Origin of the sequence: Microbacterium sp. MPKO10, assembly GCF_026107415.2 — a bacterium.
GTDB lineage: Bacteria > Actinomycetota > Actinomycetes > Actinomycetales > Microbacteriaceae > Paramicrobacterium.
In genome coordinates this window covers 1-19,549 of record NZ_JAPCHX010000005.1, presented here as the reverse complement: position 1 = coordinate 19,549, position 19,549 = coordinate 1, and the positions used below count along the sequence as shown (strand labels likewise).

General features: G+C 64.7%; 19 protein-coding genes, 1 tRNA gene and 1 pseudogene. 8 read left to right on the top strand and 13 right to left on the bottom strand.

All coding sequences use genetic code 11. The features are described from left to right. Positions 1-178 precede the first annotated feature (178 nt). The 4 genes from OK352_RS11120 (at position 179) to OK352_RS11105 (ending at position 4,382) form a co-directional block, all read left to right on the top strand. Positions 179-787, top strand: coding sequence for a PadR family transcriptional regulator (locus tag OK352_RS11120; RefSeq protein ID WP_265141554.1), 609 nt, complete (start codon positions 179-181; stop codon positions 785-787). Beyond that, the gene (locus OK352_RS11115; RefSeq protein ID WP_265141553.1) at positions 787-2,673 is read left to right on the top strand and encodes a sulfatase; all 1,887 of its coding nucleotides are present in this window, start codon (positions 787-789) and stop codon (positions 2,671-2,673) included. Before OK352_RS11120 ends, OK352_RS11115 begins: the two co-directional genes overlap by 1 nt. Positions 2,674-2,805: 132 nt before the next feature. Beyond that, the gene (locus tag OK352_RS11110) at positions 2,806-4,161 is read left to right on the top strand and encodes an MFS transporter (RefSeq protein ID WP_265141552.1); all 1,356 of its coding nucleotides are present in this window, start codon (positions 2,806-2,808) and stop codon (positions 4,159-4,161) included. A 130-nt stretch (positions 4,162-4,291) separates the two neighbouring features. Further along, positions 4,292-4,382: transfer RNA gene (locus OK352_RS11105), tRNA-Ser, on the top strand. Positions 4,383-4,487: 105 nt separating this feature from the next. On the opposite strand, the gene OK352_RS11100 is transcribed toward OK352_RS11105, so the two are convergent. The 7 genes from OK352_RS11100 to OK352_RS11065 form a co-directional block, all read right to left on the bottom strand. Continuing rightward, positions 4,488-5,141: a cation diffusion facilitator family transporter gene (locus OK352_RS11100; RefSeq protein ID WP_265141551.1), complete on the bottom strand. Its 654-nt coding sequence runs from the start codon at positions 5,139-5,141 to the stop codon at positions 4,488-4,490. Next, on the bottom strand, positions 5,138-5,497 hold the full coding sequence (locus tag OK352_RS11095) for a Cd(II)/Pb(II)-sensing metalloregulatory transcriptional regulator CmtR (protein ID WP_265141550.1): 360 nt from the start codon (positions 5,495-5,497) through the stop codon (positions 5,138-5,140). Before OK352_RS11095 ends, OK352_RS11100 begins: the two co-directional genes overlap by 4 nt. A gap of 87 nt (positions 5,498-5,584) precedes the next feature. Further along, entirely contained in the window at positions 5,585-6,388 is an 804-nt protein-coding gene (locus tag OK352_RS11090) for a hypothetical protein (RefSeq protein ID WP_265141549.1), read from the bottom strand. 300 nt (positions 6,389-6,688) lie between these two features. Further along, a complete protein-coding gene (locus tag OK352_RS17705; protein ID WP_372338101.1) occupies positions 6,689-7,345 on the bottom strand; it encodes a relaxase/mobilization nuclease domain-containing protein in 657 nt (218 codons plus the stop codon). After that, the gene (locus OK352_RS11075; protein ID WP_265141546.1) at positions 7,339-7,683 is read right to left on the bottom strand and encodes a hypothetical protein; all 345 of its coding nucleotides are present in this window, start codon (positions 7,681-7,683) and stop codon (positions 7,339-7,341) included. The genes OK352_RS17705 and OK352_RS11075 overlap by 7 nt, the downstream gene beginning before the upstream one ends. Positions 7,684-7,916: 233 nt before the next feature. After that, complete coding sequence (locus OK352_RS11070) at positions 7,917-9,380, bottom strand: replication protein (RefSeq protein ID WP_265141545.1); 1,464 nt, start codon at positions 9,378-9,380, stop codon at positions 7,917-7,919. Positions 9,381-9,735: 355 nt separating this feature from the next. Then, complete coding sequence (locus OK352_RS11065; RefSeq protein WP_265141544.1) at positions 9,736-9,969, bottom strand: helix-turn-helix transcriptional regulator; 234 nt, start codon at positions 9,967-9,969, stop codon at positions 9,736-9,738. A 267-nt stretch (positions 9,970-10,236) separates the two neighbouring features. Here OK352_RS11065 and OK352_RS11060 point away from each other — a divergent pair, with 267 nt between their 5' ends. From OK352_RS11060 to OK352_RS11050, 3 genes are all read left to right on the top strand, one after another. After that, the gene (locus OK352_RS11060) at positions 10,237-11,376 is read left to right on the top strand and encodes a tyrosine-type recombinase/integrase (protein ID WP_265141543.1); all 1,140 of its coding nucleotides are present in this window, start codon (positions 10,237-10,239) and stop codon (positions 11,374-11,376) included. A 566-nt stretch (positions 11,377-11,942) separates the two neighbouring features. Continuing rightward, positions 11,943-12,740, top strand: coding sequence for an alpha/beta fold hydrolase (locus OK352_RS11055; RefSeq protein WP_265141542.1), 798 nt, complete (start codon positions 11,943-11,945; stop codon positions 12,738-12,740). Positions 12,741-13,586: 846 nt separating this feature from the next. Beyond that, on the top strand, positions 13,587-14,378 hold the full coding sequence (locus OK352_RS11050) for a helix-turn-helix transcriptional regulator (protein WP_265141541.1): 792 nt from the start codon (positions 13,587-13,589) through the stop codon (positions 14,376-14,378). A 370-nt stretch (positions 14,379-14,748) separates the two neighbouring features. Here OK352_RS11050 and OK352_RS11045 read toward each other — a convergent pair whose 3' ends face one another. Genes OK352_RS11045 through OK352_RS11030 form a run of 4 tightly spaced genes read right to left on the bottom strand, consistent with a single transcriptional unit; the run spans position 14,749 to position 17,670 of the window. Then, positions 14,749-15,399 carry an NAD(P)-dependent oxidoreductase gene (locus OK352_RS11045; RefSeq protein ID WP_265141540.1) on the bottom strand — a complete coding sequence of 217 codons (651 nt, stop codon included), beginning with the start codon at positions 15,397-15,399 and terminating at the stop codon, positions 14,749-14,751. Next, entirely contained in the window at positions 15,396-16,220 is an 825-nt protein-coding gene (locus OK352_RS11040) for an SGNH/GDSL hydrolase family protein (protein WP_265141539.1), read from the bottom strand. The genes OK352_RS11045 and OK352_RS11040 overlap by 4 nt, the downstream gene beginning before the upstream one ends. Further along, complete coding sequence (locus OK352_RS11035; protein ID WP_265141538.1) at positions 16,217-16,915, bottom strand: hypothetical protein; 699 nt, start codon at positions 16,913-16,915, stop codon at positions 16,217-16,219. Before OK352_RS11035 ends, OK352_RS11040 begins: the two co-directional genes overlap by 4 nt. Then, positions 16,912-17,670 (bottom strand): SDR family NAD(P)-dependent oxidoreductase, encoded by a 759-nt coding sequence (locus tag OK352_RS11030; RefSeq protein WP_265141537.1) that lies wholly within the window; start codon positions 17,668-17,670, stop codon positions 16,912-16,914. The genes OK352_RS11035 and OK352_RS11030 overlap by 4 nt, the downstream gene beginning before the upstream one ends. Before the next feature lie 47 nt (positions 17,671-17,717). Here OK352_RS11030 and OK352_RS11025 point away from each other — a divergent pair, with 47 nt between their 5' ends. Further along, positions 17,718-18,200, top strand: a complete 483-nt coding sequence (locus OK352_RS11025; RefSeq protein WP_265141536.1) for a MarR family winged helix-turn-helix transcriptional regulator — start codon at positions 17,718-17,720, stop codon at positions 18,198-18,200. Between the two features lie 147 nt (positions 18,201-18,347). Here OK352_RS11025 and OK352_RS11020 read toward each other — a convergent pair. Further along, positions 18,348-18,623 (bottom strand): annotated as a pseudogene (locus OK352_RS11020) (helix-turn-helix domain-containing protein); the annotation flags it as partial. After that, entirely contained in the window at positions 18,623-19,507 is an 885-nt protein-coding gene (locus OK352_RS11015; protein ID WP_265141535.1) for an RCC1 domain-containing protein, read from the bottom strand. The pseudogene OK352_RS11020 and the gene OK352_RS11015, both read right to left, overlap by 1 nt. Between the last annotated feature and the right edge of the window lie 42 nt (positions 19,508-19,549).

Here is a 19,549-nt window from a genome sequence, read left to right as displayed (position 1 = left end):
GCCGCCTGCCGTGAGCGGGACCGTTCACGTCCCGACCGCCGTGGCGGAGGGCTATGCGCGTCCTGTTATTGACGGATGTATTCCACTTGTGTCATGATATTTCCGTTCAACCATTCCACTTGTGTCATAACTGGGCTCGAACCCATGAGGCCACAAGAGGAGACGACGGGAGACAGTGATGAAACTGGAGCATCTTCTGCTGGGCCTCATCGGGGAGCATCCGGCAACCGGGTACGACATCAAGAAGTTTCTTGATGTGCACGGGCGCTTTCTGCGCTCGAACACCACGATGAGCCAGGTGTACCGCAGCCTGTCCACCATGACCGAGCGCGGTTGGGTCGCGTTTACCGTCGACACGCGCCCCGGGGCGCAAGACGCGAAGATCTATCGGGCGACGCCCGAGGGCATGACCGTCTTCCTCGACTGGCTTACCGGACCCTACGTGCCGCCGTCGCGGTTTCAGGAACCCGAGTTCACGGCGCGCCTCAGCTTCGCCGGGTTCATGACGCGCGAGCAGCTCATCGACCTCATCGACGTCGAGATCACCGCGCGCCGCGACCAGGTCGCCCGCTACCGATTCCGCGACCGCACGCTCAACGTCGACCCGGCCGTCGACTTCGACAGGGAGTTCGCGTCTGCACTTGGAGAGCGCCTGCACCAGTGGGGAGCGCGCCAGATTGACGACTACATCGAGACGCTTGATGCCCTGCGCGCCGACATTCTCGACGACAAGATCATTACGCCGGATGCTGTCAGCGGGACGAGCCTCGAGGAGGCGAACCGATAATGCGCGCCATCATGGTGATGTTCGACAGCCTCAATCGGCACATGCTGCCGCCGTACGGCTCAGACGAGATCATCGCTCCCAACTTCACCCGGCTCGCCGAGCGCACCGTCGCCCTCGAGAACTTCTATGCAGGCTCGATGCCCTGCATGCCGGCGCGGCGTGAGATCCACACCGGGCGCTACAACTTTCTGCACCGCAGCTGGGGCCCGCTCGAACCCTTCGATGACTCGATGCCTGAGCTTCTGAAGCAGGCCGGTGTGCATACGCATCTCGCCAGCGACCATCCGCACTACTGGGAGGACGGCGGCGCCACCTACCACCCGCGGTATTCCACGTGGGAGTTCTTCCGTGGTCAAGAGGGCGACCCGTGGAAGGGCGTCGTCGATGCGGCACCGGTTGACGGGTTCAAGGGCGCCATCATGCGTCAGGATGCGATCAACCGTGGCTACCTTCAGCGCGAGGCCCACCATCCGCAGACGCAGACGTTCGACGCGGGCCTGCACTTCATCGAGTCGAATCTCGACGCCGACCAGTGGTTCGTGCAGATCGAGTGCTTCGACCCGCACGAGCCGTTCTTCAGCTACGACGAATACAAGAAGCTGTATCCGCACACGTATGACGGCCCGGAGTTTGACTGGCCGCCGTACGCGAAGGTTACGGAGTCTGAGGCGCAGCAGGAGCACGCACGTGCCGAGTACAAGGCGCTCGTGTCGATGTGCGACCGCTCCCTCGGGCGTGTTCTCGACATGATGGATGAGAACAATCTCTGGGACGACACCCTGCTGATCGTCAACACCGATCACGGCTTCCTGCTCGGCGAACACGGCTGGTGGGCGAAGTCGGTGCAGCCCTGGTTCAACGAGCTCGTGCACCTGCCCGCGTTCATCTGGGATCCGCGCACGCGCGCTGCCGGCACCCGCGACGACGCGCTCGTGCAGACGATCGACATCGCACCGACGCTTCTCGAGTTCTTCGCGGTCGACCGCACTCCCGACATGCTCGGCACTCCGATCAGCACGTCGCGTGCCAGCATCCCAAACCCCACGTCGGGCACCAGCATCCCGAACCCCACGGATGCTGTGAACAGCACGGATGCTGCAGGCAATGCGGATGCTGCGGGTCGCACGGCTGCCTCTGAGCCTGACCCCGATCGAGATCGGACACCGCGTCCAAACGTTCGCGAGGGCGCGCTCTTCGGGATTCACGGCGGCCACGTCAACGTCACGGATGGTCGCTTCGTCTACATGCGCGCGTGTGCCACCCCCGCGAACGAACCGCTTGAGGAGTTCACGCTGATGCCGACGCACATGCGCGGCAGATTCGCCCCGAACGAGTTCGCCGATATGGAACTCGCGGAGCCCTTCAGCTTCACCAAGGGCATCCGCACACTCCGGCTCACCGGGCGCTCGCAGCTCAATCCATACATCTTTGGCACACTGCTCTTCGACCTGCAGGACGACCCGGCGCAGGAGCATCCGCTCGACGACCCGGACGAAGAGCTGAGGATGCTGCGACTGCTCGCTCGGCTCTTGCGCGAGAACGATGCGCCGGCGAGTCAGTTCGAGCGCCTCGGCGTCCCGATCGACGGCGAGCCTGGGCCGGAACACCTCCTCGTCGCAGAGCAGAGCGCTCTCGCCGCCGCAGCCGCCGCACCCCTGCCGCCGCTGGCATCGTTCCCCGCCGGTGAGCGGAGCCTGGCCACCCCGGTCGCCGAACTGCTGGCCGACCAGCGGGCGCGCACGATCCTCGACACGTATGTCCCCGCGCTCACCCAGAGCGAGCTGCTCGGCATGCTCGGGTCGACGACGCTTTACGAGCTCGCGGCCACCACCGCTTTGCCCGCGCCCGTCCTTCGTCAGATCGCCGAGCATCTCGCCCGGCTCTGACGCCCGGATGCTGCCGGGCAGCGCCCCGGCAGCATCCTCACCCCATCCATCCCGCTACGCATACGTCATTTCCCGTCCGGTCGATACCACCGATCTCCGGGCTCCCAATCACCGTCGATTACTGGAGAACCCATGTCACACTCACCCACGCCAGCGCCGAGCGACGCACAGACGACGGCGGACCGCTCCCAGTTGGCGGCCCGCGTTCCGCACCGCTGGAGAAATCTGGCGACGCTGACCGGTGTCACCGTGGTGGACAACGCCGAAGCAGGACTCACCTCAACGCTGTTTCCCACTATTGCTCGAGCACTCGGCCTCGACAACGGGCACCTCGGCATCCTCGCCGCCGTCGGCCGCCTTGTTTCGGTCCCGTTCGGGCCCGCGTGGGTGTGGGTGGCATCGAAGACATCGCGCCGCTTCGCACTCGTGCTGACAACTGTGTTCGCCGGTGCCTTCGGGATCGCCGCTGGGTTCGCGCAGAACTTCACCGTTCTGCTGATCTTCAACACGCTCATGGCTGCAGCGCTCATCGGCGGGCAGCCCATCTCGAACGCTGTCATCTCCGACTCATTCGACGATCGCAGCCGGGGCAAGGCCGTCGGGATGTTCTACGGCTCAATGTCGCTTCTGACCGCGGTGCTCGGGCCACTGATCGCGCAACTGTCGAACTTCTCCGACGGCTGGCGGTGGGGGATGTGGTCGCTCGGCGGCATCTGCATGCTGGCAGCCGTCGGCGTCTTGGTGTTCTTCAGGGATCCTGGCGTGGGAGCATCTGAGACGCAGCTCGTGGACATGAGTGCCGCTGAGCGGGACAAAGCGCGTCCCAGCATCCGGTCGGTTCTCGCTCTTTTCACGGTGCCGAGCTTTGCGATCATGCTGGTATCTCGGCTGCTTTCCGGCCACCTGCTGATCGTGGTGTTCGGCCTGCAGTTCCTGGTCACCGAGCGCGGTTTCTCGAACGCCGTCGCGTCGCTCGTGCTGTTCCCCTTCGGAGTCGGGTACTTTCTGGGCACGTTCGGTGGTGGGTTCGCGACGAGTTGGCTCGATCGGGTGTTTCCGGCGCGCGGACGTGTAGCGTTTCTGCAGGTCGCGCAGATCCTGTTTGCGGTCATCGCGTTCTTCGGCACACAGTTCGACTACGGCAACATCGGCATCTATGGGGTCTTCTGGGGCCTGATGGGGCTGGCGCAGGGGCTCAATCCGGGCGTCAACCGGCCTATCGTCATGTCTGTCACGCTTCCGGAGCTGCGTGGCCAGGCGTTTGCCATCTTCATCACGATCTTTGAAGCGATCGGGTGGGCGATCTTCACGCTCTCGGCGGGCGTTCTGGCCGACGCATTCAGCATCCAGACGGTGTTTCTGTGGGTTCTCGTGATTCTGATGATTGTGAACGGCATCGTGATTACGGCGTTGTATGTGACGTATCCACGTGACGTGCGGCGTGTCGATGAGACCTTGGATGCACGGCGAGACGCGGCTGTGTCATAGCGCGGTTTGTCGATGGAGAGAGGCGGGATGCTGGTAGAGCTGGCGTCCCGCCTCTGCACGCCGTCGTGTGCAGGATGGCGAAGATGCGTCGATTAACGCTGTGGCGTGGGAATCATCTACACTTGTCCGCGGTGACGTGTCCGAGCGGCCGAAGGTGCGACTCTCGAAAAGTCGTGTGGAGTGACCCTCCACCGTGGGTTCAAATCCCACCGTCACCGCCAGATAGAAGGCCCCGAGATTCCTGAGAAATCAAGGATTTCGGGGCCTTTGTCATGTTTCCGCCAGGTCCAGCAGTAACGCAGCGGTAACAGAAGCCACGCAAGCCGTCAGTCGTCGTCCTCGTTTTCGAGGTCCTCCAGCACCTCGAACGGCGACTCGACGTCGCCACGCCAGGCCTCCAGGCCCTCGCGCACGGCGAGCACCGCCACGACCAGCGCCGCGACCGAGTCCGCCCACCACCAGCCGAACAGGCTATTGAGGACCAGACCGACGAACACCGCACCGGAGAGGTAGATGCACAGGATGAGCTGCTTGGCGTCGGCCATCACGCTCTTGGAGCTCAACTCTCGCCCGGTGCGGACCTCGAACCAGGCCAGCAGCGGCATGACGACCAGGCTCAGCCCGGTGATGCCGAGGCCCAGAGGGCTACGGTCAGGGCCTTCTTGGCCGATCAAGGCCAGCACCGCATCGACCGAGACATAGGCCGCCAGAGCGAAGAAGGCGATGCCGATGGCCTTGACAGTGACCTTCTCCCAACGCTCTGGGTCCTTCCTCGTGAACTGCCAGGCGATGGCCGCGGCCGAGAGCACCTCGACCACCGAGTCGAGCCCGAAGCCGATGAGCGCCGCGGACGAGGCGAGGACGCCCGCCCAGACGGCGACGATGGCCTCGATGACGTTGTAGGTGATCGTGAAGCCGACGATGAAGCGGACGCGTCGGTGCAGGGTCGCGCGGCGCGCGGTGGTCGGAGCCTCGTTCACGCCTCCACCTCCGTTCCGCAGCAGCCTGGCACCGAGCACGCAGGGTCGATGCACGGCGCGTCCTCGTCCACCGCGAGCGTGACGTCGATCAGGGCCGTCAGTGCCGCCGCGAGGTGCGGGTCGGCGATCTCGTAGCGCGTCTGGCGGCCCTCGGGCTCGGCGACGACGATCCCGCAGTCGCGCAGGCAGGTCAGGTGGTTGGACACGTTCGAGCGGGTGAGCTCCAGCTCGCGCGAGAGCACGGCCGGGTAGCTCGGGCCGTCGAGCAGGGTCATGAGGATCTTGGAGCGCGTCGGGTCGGCCATGGCGCGGCCGAGCCGGTTCATGACGTCGAGGCGTGAAGCAATAGTCAGCATACGATGACTATACAGTGTCAGCTGACCAATCGTCCAGTGGTGCGGGCTGCCGCACGCGCTCCGCGCCCTTGCCCTCGGGAGGCGTGGTCACCGCTTGCGCCAGCTCGGCCACTTCGGCATCCCAGAGACCCTCCACGTCCCCACAAGGCCAGCGACCCAGCGGACGGACGCGAAGAGCCCGTAGCCCGCCCCGGCGAGGCCCACGGCGACCACGAGCCAGCGCCCGACGCCGAGCCACACGCTCCCGTCCACGTCCAGCGCCCACTGAGCGCCCACGATGAGCCCAGCGATACCCATCCAAAGCCCGGCGACGACCACGACCACCGGCAGGAGGGCGAGGCACATCGCCGCGGCCGCCGACCAGAGCTGACGCGCTTCCAGCTTCGCCGTCGCCGCGATGATCCGCTCGGCCCGTTCGTTCGACGCATCGAGGTTCGCGGTCATCGTGGCCGAGGCCTCCCCGGCGACCTGCTCGACGGCCTTCTCGACCCGTTCCTCGGTGCGCTTCCCGATCCGCTGCACCGCGCCGCCGACCTGGCTCACGAGCTTCTGGTTCGCCGCGGCCTGCGCCTTGAGCCCCTCAATCGCCGAGGCCGTAGCCGCGTGATTCCTCTGCGCCTCCGCGACCAAGCTCTGCGACGCGGCGTTCAAGCGCTTCCCGTCGAGACTCTGCGCGAACTCGCTGAGCGTGCTCTCGATCTCGCTCAGTCTGCTCTCGACGCTCGCGGTCTGCGGCGACGTGCTCTCGGACGGCCGCGAGGTCGATACCCGCTCGATCCGCTCCAGCGCGTCCCTGACTGCCTGCCTCGTGCTCTGCTGCTCGGCGATCAGGGTCGCGACCCTCCCGCTCAGCTCCAGCATGGCCTCGGCGGGGCTCTTCGTGCTCGACATGCTCAGTCTCCTGACTCTCTATCGTCGTGTTGTACGTGGGCTCGATGACCTCGAAATCCCACTCGTCCTCGGCTTCCGCGACCGGGAGCTGCTGCGCCTGGACGCGTTGGAGGTTCGCCGCGAGATCGGCGTCGATGCTCTTCGCCGTCCACCGGGAGCCCAGGTCGCGAGCCCTGGCCTTGCGCTCCTCGCCCTGCTCGTCGGTGAATCGGTACGACACACCAGTGCGACCGCGGTAGACGATCTCGACGCCCTCGGCGTCGGCCCGGGCCTTCCAGTCCTCGCGGCTGGTCGAGTCGCTCAGAGAGCGGTCCAGACGCTCGGCGAGGTCGTCCTTCCAGACGTACTCGCCGCCGGCCCTCTGCCTGATCTCCTCCGGCGTGCGCCGGATCGAGCGGTCCCGCTCGGCCATGAGCGCCGCGTTGTCGCGGCCGTGCTCCAGCGAGACCGCATCGACCGTGCGGCGCAGCGTGTTGATGTTCTTCGCGCTGTGTGCCGCCCGTTCGCGCTGCGCCCGGTCTCCGGGTGCACGGCGTTGATGTAGATGTGCGTGTGCACCTTGCCGACCCCATCGGAACCCAAGCCGTCGTTCTGCGTCGCCATGACGACCTGATGGCCGTCGCGGATCAGCTCGGCAACCTCCCGGGACTGCTCGTGCGCCCTGCGGATCGCCTCGGGATCGTTCGGGTCGTACGAGAGCACGATGTGCACGGCCTGCACATACGCGCCCTCGGTAGCCTCTCGGCCGCTCTCGTCGAGCCGTGACCGCGTGCCGTCCTTGCCGAAGCGCTGGCGCACGGACCGCCACTCCGCGGCGGCGGTTTCGGGCGCGCAGTCGATGCCATCCAAGTACCACGAGCGCGGCTTGTCGGAGCCGTCGTGCGCCGTCCCCGTGGTGAGGTAGCGGATGCCGCCGGAGGCGTTCCGCGAGCTGCGAGGCGGTGGCGCGGCTACCACGGCGACACCTCCCGCACGCGCTCCGCGAGCGCCCCGAGGTCGTCGAGCCCGCGAGCCAGATCGGCGCGCAGCTCGTCGAGCTGATCGGGCTCCGGCACCTGCCAGGACTGGTAGGCGTCGCGGGTCAGCCGGTACAGGTTCCCGACACCTCGATTCAGCTCCGCGCGGATGCCACCGAGGGCGGCGAGCAGCGCCCGGTAGGCGTCCGGATCGACCGCTGCGTGGACGACCGGCGCAGGCACCGGCGCACCGTCGATCAGCCGTCGCACGGCCTCGGCAGCAGAGCAGCCGGAGGCCTCCCGCAGCGCCTCGACCTTCTCGCGCTGCTCGTCGGTCATCGGCACGCGGAGCTTCCCGGAGAACTGCTTCGGCCGCCCCAACGGCTTCGCCGTAGGGGTCTGCCTCGCAGCTGTATGGTCCCGGTCAGCAACGTAACGAACCAACCCTTCCGGCCCCGGAAACTCGCTCCGCTCGTTCCCGTTGCCGTCAGGGACGGGGGCACCCACTCCACTCGCTACGCTCGCTCCGTGGGCCCCGCCCCCTTGGTTCAACCTGCTCAGATCAGGCACGCTCATGCCGCACCTCCTGCGACCAGCATCGGCGGCTCGTTGAAGACGATGCCGCGCGCGGCCAGGGCCGCGGTGCTGTCGTCGAGATGACGCTGCGCCGAGGTCACGAGCCCGGCGTCCGGCGACCGCACCGCGACGACATCGAGCACCGTGTCGAGTGCCTCGGCGTGCGTCAGCTCGACCTCGGTCTCGGTCTTGTCGTAGCCGAGCATCATCCATTCGGGCCGCGACACGGTGCCGTCGCGACCAGGAACGCGGATGCAGCGCTGATAGGGCGCGACCTCCCCGACATTGCTGATCGAGTAGTGCGGCTCGCCGTCGATCTTCCGCGCCTCGATCATGAGAGTGATCCGGCGCACGAGCTGATCGAGGGAGTCATCCGTCGAGCGCTTCCCTGGGATGAAGAAGCCGAACTCGACCGGATCGACGGCCACGGCGATGAGGATCAGCCGCGGGGCCGCATCCGGCTTGTTGTAGTAGCGGGCCGAGATCGGCCCACCCTGCCGAGGGTCGAGCAGCTGGAGGAAGTCAGACCACTCCATGACCCGCGAGCTGGGCTCGTTCATCATGAAGATCGGCTCGCCGTTGTATGCGTCCGGCCCGTTCTTCGCAGTGGCGCGGAACACCGCCCACCCGAGACGAGCCGACAGCTCGGCAGCAACCGACTCGACCAGGTAGCTCTTACCCTGATCGCTCGCGCCCATCGCCCAGATGACCGTCTTCTGAAAGACCCCGGCCCGGAGCTTCTCAACCTCCAGCATCATGTCCCGCTTCGCGCGGACCTTGAACGCCAGATTGACCTTCGTCTCGTTCCGCGTGTACACGTCCATGAGCGTCTTGTCCCGCAGGAGGTCCAGTTCGTCGACCTCGCCGTCAAGCACCTTCTGCACGAGCGCGTCGCCCAGCTCGGCCCACTCCTTCATCGGGATCGCAGCCTTGCGACCAATCACGGCACGGCGAGCCCAGGCGTCGCGGTGCTCGGCCTCGATCTCGGCGTATGCCTTCCCGCGAAGCGTGACGACCTCCTCGACGCCGTACTGGTACTTGTCCGGGTCCTTCGCGTGGATCAGGTACGCCTGCGCGTTCTCGATCCGGCCGCCACGAGGCGGGCCCTTCACGACGCTCTTGTCCCAGCCGAAGACCTGATCCATCGCGGCGCACTGCAGCTTGCCCTCGACCTTGCGCCCGGCGCTCTGCTGGAGCACCCCGTGCACGTGATCGTCCTTCGGGCACCCGTCCGCCAGGACGTCCTTGCCGTGCTTGACGATCCAGAGCCCTTGGCAGTCACCGCCAGCAGCCTCGTACCGGCGCAAGGCCTCCTCGCCGATCGCTCGCACGTCGCCGAGGAGAATCAGTGCCACGTCCCAGCCCGGCCAGAACTCCGGCTTCAGCTGCTGCGTGAACGTCACGTAGGCGGGAGGCTTCCGACCACTGGGGCCGCTCGTCTTCTTCGTTGCGGCGTTCATCGCGACCACCGCTCGGAGTGCGCGCCATTACGAGGGCGGCGCATCAAATGGCGCGCGTAATGGCGCGCGTCGGAAGCCCTGCTGAGGCCGCTGAGACGGGCGTCAGAACGCCTCGCGGAACGGCTCTGAAACCACTGCTGACCAGGCATGTTGTAGCGCGGGGGGCTATCGGCAAGCTTGAGCCCCCCGCGCGTTGGAATACATGCTGCGCGCCATTTGGTGGCAGAAGTGGAGGAACTCTGAACCGGGTGCGACACGCCGCAATGCGCACAGGTGCACACGTCGAAGGCTCCGCGCGGGCTTCGCCCGCTTGGGGTCAGGGGGAGGGAAGTCGGGGGATCGTGAAGAGCATCCATCAGCGCACCTCCTCGGAGGTGCTGCGGCGCTCCTGGCTCAGCAGCCAGGCCTCGACGGCCTCGGGGCGGTAGCGAACCGAACGACCGACACGAATGAACTTCGGGCCCTTACCCGTGATCCGCCATTCATCGACGGTGCGACGCTTGGTGCCGAGGCGCTCAGCGAGGGTGTCGGCGGTGATGAGCGAGTCGAGCAGCGACGAGCTGACGGGGGCGGTGGTCTTGGCGGACATGTGCGATACCTCCTCGCAGTCCAGACGGCATGAGCCGTCCATCTCTGCGGGGAGACCGTCGCCTTGTGCATCTCAGCACGTGACGCCACGAGCCGCCGACCAGCGGCTCACATCATCCTCGTCGCGGTGGAGGTTCCACCACTTCCCCTTGTCATTGTCTTCGGGGCGTCCAGTTGTCTGTGACCAGCGTACCACGGTAAACTCACATTTGCACACGGTTGAATCGACCCACAGATTCGACTCGTATACGAGCGGAAGCGGAGCATCATGGGCAGCGCGTACAGCTACGACACCAAGAGCGGGAAGCGCTGGGAGGCCCGTTACCGCAAGCCCGACGGCAAGACGGCTCGCAAGGGAGGGTTCGCACGCAAACGCGACGCCGAGGCTTACATCGCCAGCGTCGAGGTCTCAAAGCTCCAGGGGTCCTACATCGCGCCGAGCGATGCCCAGGCGACCATCGGCGCGCTCGGGGCTGACTGGCTCGCTGCGCACAAGACGGCGGTTAAGCCCTCGACCTACCACTCGGACGAGAGCGCATGGCGCATTCACGTCGAGCCGAAGTGGGGAGAGCGCCGGGTAGGGTCGATCCGGCACACCGAGATCAGCGCCTGGGTCGCTGAGCTGAGCGATTCGAAGTCTCCCACTACGGTCAAGCGCGTACATGGCGTGCTCGCGTCCATTCTTGACGGCGCGGTGCGCGACCGGCGCATCTCGGCGAATCCGGCTCGCGACGTGAAAACCCCACGGAAGACCTCGAAGCCGAGGGCCTACCTGACGCACCGGCAGGTCGAGCGCCTGGCGCTGGCTTCTCGATACCCCGACTTCATCCGGTTCCTCTCCTATACGGGTCTGCGATGGGGCGAGGCCGCGGGATTGCGAGTGAAGCACGTGGACGTCAAGCGCCGCCGCGTCCAGGTCGAGGAGAACGCCGTCATCGTCAATGGGCGGTTCCAGGTCGGCACGCCGAAGACGCACGAGCGGCGCGCGGTGCCCTACCCGGCCTTCCTCGATGACGCCATCAAGAGCGCGACCAAGGGCAAGAGCGGCGACGCGATCCTCTGGCCCGCGGACGAGGGCGGCTATCTCCGGCCCGGCAACGCTCAGTCGGGATGGTTCACTGGCGCGGTCAAGCGAGTGAGGGCTGAGGACGCGAAGGCAGTCGCCGAGGCGAAGGCCAAGAAGCAGCCCGAGCCGCCCGTCATGCCGAAGGTCACGCCCCACGACCTCCGCCACACCGCGGCGTCGCTTGCGATCAGCGCCGGGGCCAACGTCAAGGCAGTGCAACGGATGCTCGGGCATGCCTCCGCTGCGATGACCCTCGACACCTACACCGACCTGTTCGACGACGACCTCGACACGGTGGCCGACGCGCTCGACGCCGCTCGGACTGAGCAGCTCCAGCGGTAACGCAGCGGTAACGGAATACCTGCGAGGGGCTGTTTCCAGGTGTGAGCAGATGTGCCCAGGTCGGCGTGATTACGCGGAATTCCGGGCTCTGCCCAATGCTGGCCTCGCGCACGATGTGGGTTCAAATCCCACCGTCACCGCCAAATCGAAAGCCCCCGCGATCCCTTCTCGTTACCGGAATCGTGGGGGTTTCACTTTTGCCCGGGTTGGCCTTGCGCTAGCGAGGTGCACATAAGTGAATTGGCGCATGCTTGATCGAGGGCCTGCCCGACGGCGTCGAGGACCTCGTCGAACGGTTCGGCGCAGACGTCGAGGGTCATGTTTGCTGACGCGTGTCCGAGTAACCGTCGTACGACTGTGAAGTTCGCGTCTGCGCAGCTGCGATCACGGGAGCGAGCGCCACGTTCGTTGGCATAAGTGCGATTGACTATTGCGCTGAACCACTCACCGCGCTTCTTGTCGTGACGTAACCAGGTCCAACCTGTCCGTGGCTCGTTCTGCCCTGGGTAGAACTCGTTCACTCCCGCAATCTGTCGGAAGACACTTATGAGGAGGCAATAGACCAGATGACTGATTTTGCAGAAATTGACGGCGTCCGGATCCCTTACGAAATAGCTGGGGCTGGTCCGGGTTTGATCCTGGTACACGGTACCGGGCCGGGTGGTGGCATGGTTTTCGGTCATTTGCTCGACGTGTTCGCCGAGTCCTTTCGGGTGGTGGTGCCAGATTTGTCGGGTTCACCGACGGTTGACGATAGTGGCGTCGCGTTGACAGTCGAGCTGCTGTCGGACCAAGTGGTAAGCGTGGCGGACGCGGCGGGTCTCGCCGAGTTCACTGTGGTCGGATTCTCGTTGGGTGGGCCCGTGGCTGTGGCGACCGCGGCGCGTACGCCAGAACGCGTCAGCGCCCTGGTCGCTGCTGCCGGCTGGTTGCGGACCGCTGACGATCCCTATTTGTCGCTGCTTTACGATGTGTGGCAACAGACAGCGTCCGACCCGGACACATTCGGTAGATTCTCGACGCTGACCGGTTTCAGCCCGTCTCACCTCGCCTCGCTCTCTCCCAAGGAGGTTGAGGTGCTGGTCCCGAACCTCGCGCCGAATCCGGACTTGATGCGCCAGATCGCTCTCGGTGCCCGAATCGATGTCTCTTCGTACGCGGCCGTCGTCTCTTCACCGACGCTCGCCATCGTCGGTTCGCACGACGCCACTATTCCTCGTCATGCTGTCGAGCGGCTGGCAGATGCCATCGACGGCAGCTGCTTGGAAACGCTCGACAGCGGGCACGTGATGACGTTCGAGAGGCCCCAGGAGTTTGCGCGCCTCGTCACGAGGTTCACATCGGGGCGGTCTGACCCGAGGTGAGCGATCGTCGGGTGCCGCCGATCGTTGTCCTTACGCTGTCATCAGCGATCGCGACGCTCAACTTCACGATCATCTACCTTCCTCTGGGTCCAAACTGCCTTCGGCTCCACGCTCGCCGATACGCAAAGGGGCCACAACTCACGCTGTCGCGTATGGAAGCTATCTGCTTATCGGGGCCGCGTCGCTATTTCATCGTAGGCTGGTAGGCGCAAGTTCCGCATTCAAAATCATTACGCCATCTACTAGCTGTGCTCTTAGCTAGTCGCGTGAGGCAAGGCCTCAGCGTTGACGCGCTCCTCCCTTCGGTCTTGGAGCTTCTGCCTCAGATGCATCCGGGAAGTGTCGAGAAGCGCCGTGTGCTTTCGATCTGGGCTGCTGGCTCAGGCGGACTGATCGCGGGGACGCAGCTCATTGGTGCCGTGACTGACCTCAGAGGCTGGCGCGGGGTAATGTGGGTCAATCTTTCGCTCACGCTAATCGGACTCTTACTCGCGCGCTCATCGAGCACACAGGTGCGCTTCCCACGGGATTGGAGCACGAACTAGACCGGATTTGCGTGCGGATCGGTGCGGTCTTTGCGACAATGCAGCTTGAGCAACTCTTAAGATTGGAAGCTTATATCGCGGCCCCCGCAAATGCATACACCCGGTCAGAGCTGTCGCTCAGCAACCCGAACTGATCTCGTGAGGGTAGAGCCGCGGACGAGAAAAGACCGTGAGCCCGGCCCATTCGCAATTGTCGAGATCCTTCATACAAAACTCCGGGACGCTGCGTCCTCTGCAGGCCCGATCCAGCTCTCGCGCCGACGACTGCAGTGGGAGAGGGCAACGCGGATAGGCTGGTTTCATGAGAACAGGGGGATCGGGCCGAGCTGACCAGCTAGGTACCTTCTTGCGCGCGTATCGTGAGCGTCTCCCCGGAACCGTGAGAACCCAAATCAGGACGCCGGGTCTTCGCAGAGAAGATGTCGCGGTGGCGAGCAACATCTCTGTCGACTACTACACCCGCCTCGAACAGGGCAGAGCAGCATCCATGCCCTCCGCCGGCGTCGTCGATTCTCTCGCCCAGACGCTCGAACTCAACGAGACGGAGCGCGCCCACCTGCACCGGCTCACCGGACGCGCCGCACCTGAACCGACCGGAAGCGAAGATGCTTCCTCTGCGCTCTTGTTCTTCTTGGAGCGCCTAGAGGACACGCCCGCGCAGGTCATGAGCGACCTCGGTGCTGTACTTGCGCAAAACGATGCTGCCGATGCCATTTTCCCATGGGTCGTGGAGCATGGGCTACAGCGCGCGAATGTTTACGAGCACTGGTTCTGCCACGAGGAGGTGCGTGCCGAGTTTCCCGAGGGACACCGAGCCGCATACTCAGAGGCTCAGGCGGGTGAGCTTCGCGTGGCCATCGCGCGACGGCAGCTTGCCGGTGACGCCCGAGGTCGCAGGTTCGTGGAAGACCTTTTTGAACGAAGCTCCGAGTTCCGCCGAGCTTGGGACGCCCAACAGGTTCACGACGGCCGGGACAAGCGCATCTGGATTCCGGCGACAAGCGGCTCGGCGCTCGAAGCTCATGTCACGGTGGACGAACATACAAGTCAGAGACTCATCGCGTTCGAAGGCCTTGCGGACGAATCGCGCTGAGTCCTCATGCGAAAGCCGTATCCACACCAATCATCGAATGTCGGTCGGCCGACGATCGAGAGGGTCACGAGTGGTGCGGGTCCTCTACGTTGTGTGGCGGCGACGAAATTCGAGCTTGATTGCATGAGGAAGGAGATGGCCGTCTTCGCTGTGAGTGGCGATACGTTGGTCAGGTCAATGACAGCACTGGCGCCGTTGAGGGCGTTATCCAGGCCTCAGGTGATGGCGCCGTCGGACCCTCGTTAACGGCTCAGGATGACCGTATAGTGGTCAGCCTTTCGGGAAGCATCAAGAGCATGTCTGCCGACTATTTCGGCGCCTCTAGTCACCGCGATTATCATTTCATAGTCACGCTCCCTTGACCTCCACGCTAGTTCGCTTCACCCTCTCCAGTAATCTCGACAATCGCCCTCCATGTGGACGGGTTGTCGATGGCAGTGAGCATGTAGTGGGCGAGGTCGGCTCGAGGGACGGACCTCATGTTCGGCAGGGAACCGTCGATCGCCGTTCGATATCGGCCCGTGCCGGGCGCATTGGTCAGCATGGGCGGTCGTACGATCGTCCAACGGGCCTCTTCATCACGCAACGCAGCTTCCATGCGTCTCATGTCGGCGTAACCATGCCGGTAGAGCCTCTGAATGATCAGGCGGGTGACGAGCTTCTGCGGCAACGGCATGTCTGCCGGGGCGTCGAGGCCGGCTGATGACAGGCACACTAGTCTGCGTTCGGGTTTGGTGCCCATTGCGGTGAGAGCGTTGACGGTTCCTCGGGAATAGACCGTGGTGGGGTGGCGCCTGTCCGTGCTTCCGAGGCAGGACAGCAGAGTGTCGTGTTCGGCTGCGATGTCCTGCCAGGGGCCGGGTTCGAGGACGTCGCCTTGGACGAGAGTCACGGCATCGTCCGAGGCGTGAACGTTCGCTGGTGTGCGAGCGATCACCGTAACGTCATATCCGGCAGCAACGGCTTGATCTAGCAATGCTGCTCCGGTGCCGCCCGTAGCTCCGAGCATGAGGAGTTTCATTGCTTCCCCCCAGCTAGTGCTTCCAGGACCGTCGCCGCAAGGGCCTCGTGTGCCGTGGCGCTGGGATGCAGCCCGTCGTCGGCGAGAGCGTCTGGATCGGCCGTATCCACGACCATCGAGCTGTCGATGACCAAATCGTCGACTGTGGGCAGTGTGCGGGTGAGTTCGTTCAGGTCGTCGTTGTTCCAGCTGATGCCGGAGCCAGCGAAGAATGGGAACCGGGCGATGCGCTCTTCATCGACCGGAGTTGGCGTCAGCCACACCCATCTGGCGTCGCCGTTCGGGACTGCTCGTGTACGCAGTTCCGTGAGGTTGCGCTTGGTTTCCTCGGGACTGACGAGGAGCGGCCCGTCGGGGGCAGCGAGTCGTTGTGAGTCGTTGGTGCCGAGCATGCAGAACACCAGGTTGGGTGCCAGGCGTCGGATTGCCGGCAGTATCGCGAGGGTCTGGGTCGTGGTGGCACCGGAGATAGCGAGGTTAGTCATGCGCAGGCGAAGATCGGGGCGGTGCGTGTTGAGGAGGGTGCGTAGGGTCTCGAACCAGGAGAGCCGATCAGCGGTGGTACTTTCGCCGATCGCGATCAGGTGAGCGTTCTCTTCGAAGGGCAAAGCCTGGAGGTATGCCTGAGTTGCTGGTGCGTCAGCGATCCGAGCTGCAGCCTCGACGCGCCGACGGTCGAGGTCCTCGATGACGGAGCGGTACTCGGTTTCCTCGGCGCCGAAGACGCCGGCCAGAGTCTGTATGTCGAGATTCCGTGCGAACGGTAGGGAATTCTCGAGGCGTTGGGAGCGGACGAGTTTCTCGAGTATCTGATTCGTCATCGGTTTTCCTTTCGGATGGAGGAGCGCTGTCTGGGCAGCAGGAACGCAGTGATAACGATCCAGGCCAGGGCGGGGAAGCGGACGATGGGTAGAAGGATCGCCAGAGCGGGGATCGCAACGGTGAGAGTGGCAATGATGCCGAGTGCTGCGATGGCGAGTCCTGGCCAGGCGAGCCAGCGCGGCAGGAGCCGGGCAAGTAGTCCTGGGACGGCGATGCCGGCAAGGAGCAGACCGGTGGGCACGGCGAATCCGGGTCCACCTGTAATGAATGCAAGATCGTGTATGAGCCGGATCAGTTCGGCGTGGTCGAGGATCTCGGGCCGGGTGAGAGTCCAAGTCAGCAACCCGGACAGAGCCATCGACGCTGAGGCGAGGATGCCGCCGACGAGGCCGATGGTCGGTCCGGGTGCTCGGACACCGAGGTGGTTGAGCCGGACTGAAGCGGTTGCGGCGAAGATGCCCAGAGGTAGCGACGCGGCGAACTGCAGGAGCGCTGTGAGGAGCACCGGGCCAGGGTGGTCCCGGAAATACCCGATGATCGGAGCCTCGTCAGAGTAGGGCGAGGGGAACGTATCACCGGAGGTGAGGATGATCGGCAGGATCAGTGAGGCCATGAAGAGCGCGACGGTCGCGATCGCGATGGGTGGAAGCGGCGGACCGGCCGGGAGATGCCGTGCGGCGCTGATGGTGGTCATAGTGTCATTCCTCCAGTGATGTCGACGGTGGTGCCGGTGATCCATGAGGATCGGTCGGTGGCTAGAAAGGCGATCGCCTCTGCGATGTCGGAGGGTTGCCCGATCCGGCCTAGCGGGATGCTGGTGGCGATCGCGTCTCGGGTCTGGGCGCTCAGCCGGTCGCGGAGCTTGGTAGTTTCGGCAATGGAAGGGGCGACGCAGTTGGCGCGGATGTGGGCGTGGGCGTATTCCTTGGCGATGTGCTCGGTGAGCATGACGACGCCGGCTTTCGCCGCGGCGTAGGCCGCGTTTGCCTTGGACGGTCGCCGTCCGGCACTGGAGGCGATGGTGACGATCCGGCCGCCGCCATGTTCGATCATGCTCGGCAGGACGGCGCGGAGTGCGTAGAACACGGAGTTGAGGTCGGTGTCGATGACGTCCAACCAGCGCTCGGGATCGAAAGAATCGGTGGGGCTCGGGGCACCCTCCCCACCGGCCAGAGCGACCAGAACGTTGATAGGTCCGAGCGCTCGCGTGACATCGGTGGCCACGGTGATCATGTGCTCCGGGTCGCGAGCATCACCGACGTACACCTCGCTGTTGCCTCCATTGCGGTGGATCTCCGCAGAGAGCTTGTTGAGGACACTCTGGGTCCTTCCATGGACGGCTACGGCAGCCCCAAGGTGAGCTAGTTTCCGACTCACTTCGGCGCCGATGGAGCCGGACGCGCCAGTGACGAGAGCCACCTGCTCGGCGAGATTTGAAGTAATTGCCATGAATCATTCATAGCAGAGAATGATTCACTTGCGCTACCATAAGGTTCGTGATTGACGACTCGAAACAGCCAGAGCGCCACGACCCCTTCCCTCGTGCCGCGTTCCTCCTTGCCCAGGTCGGTACCCTCGCGGGAGCGCGGTTCGCGCAGCGTCTCGAGCCTCTGGCCCTGCAGCCGAGCGATGTCGGCATCCTCAGACTGATTGCCACTGAGAAGACCCTGAGTCAACAGGGGCTCGCTGGGAAGCTCGGCGTCGTTCCGAGCCGCGTCGTCGTCCTCATCGACGCCCTGGAGAAGAAGGGGCTCGTGGCACGAGAGCGCAGCGCTCGTGATCGCCGCACCTATGTGCTCCGGCTGACCAATGAGGGCCGAGGGGTCATGCGTGAGATGCGAGAGATCGGCTCCGCCCACGAAGCCGAGGTTACCGCAGCACTGACTCCTGATGAACACCACGAGCTGGGGCGCCTGCTCGGCAAGATCGCGGCTGATCTTGGTCTCACACCGAACGTGCACCCGGGATACAAGACCTGATGCGCTCACCCTTGTCCGGTGTGATGATCATTGCCTGATTCACCGTTATCTAGGTGTACTGACCGGGGACGTTGATCAATTGCGAGAAGGGCGGCTGATTACCGAAGGCCGTGTGCAGACAATGCTGGTTGTACTGGTGCAGCCGGGCCTGCTCGCGAGCCGAACCGGTCCTTCGCGAAGTCGTAGGCGCAGGCTCACGCACCGCTTCGTCGTCGCCTTAATCGTCCTGTTCGGTGAGGTCTTGAGCCGCGAAGACCGATTGTGCATCGACTCGCCATTGGCGTAGCGGTCTACCCACCGCTTCACTGTGGGCAAGGAAACCTGGAAGCGAGCAGCGACCTCGCTGATCGCCCAGCCGTCGTCTACGACCAAGCGAGCGACTTTGAGGCGAAGACGTGGCGTAAGTGCTGCGTTCGGGTGCATCAGGCGACACCGCTGGTCTCGAGTTGCCATTCCTCAACCGAACACTGGCCATCGTTGTTGCTGCCCGTCGACAGAACCGTTCCATCTGCTCGTAGGCCAAGGCTGTGTTCAGCTCCGGCGGCAACAGCGACTACCTCGTACCAGGACGAAACGTCGCATTGTCCTTGGCTGTTATCTCCCGCAGCCCAGACTCGGCCGCGCGCGTCGACGCCGAGGGTGTGTCGGCTACCAGCGGCAATAGCGAGGATGTCCTGCCATTGGGATGCTTCGGCGAGCCCGCCACGGGCGTCGCCAGCGGTGAGCACCTCTCCGTCGTGAGTAACGGCGGCGGTGTGCAGGTAGCCTGCGGCGATGCCTCGGACGTGTCGCCAGTGCGCGACATCGCATTGACCGCGACGGTTGTTCCCCGTCGCCACCACGGTTCCGTCGTCATGAAGGCCGACGGAGTGCCAGTCCCCGGCAGCCACGGCGATGATGTCGCGCCACTGGCCGATCTCGCCTGCTCCTTCGCTGCGCCGCCCGACGGCGTTCACGGTCCCGTCTGCCAGCACCCCGAGGCTGCGACGCCACCCGGCAGCGATGGTCACCACGGTGTTCCAATCGGTTACGTCGCACTGCCCGTCGCCGTTCCATCCGGTCGCCACAACTGTTCCATCGGCGCGCAGCCCGACAGTGTGTGAGCGCCCAGTGTTCCGTGCGACGTGAACGTTGCCGGCCGCCACAGCGACGAGGTTGCTCCAATCGCTCACAGCGCATTCCGGTGCGTCAAGCCTCCCGGCGGCGAGCACCCTGCCGTCGTGGCGAACGCCGACGGAGTGCCGCCGCCCAGCTGCGATCACACGGATGTCGGGCTGGTGCGTGCGCTGTTCGTCAGGCGTGCTCATCGGCTCACCAACTTCCGAAGCTGGACATCTAGAAACGACAAC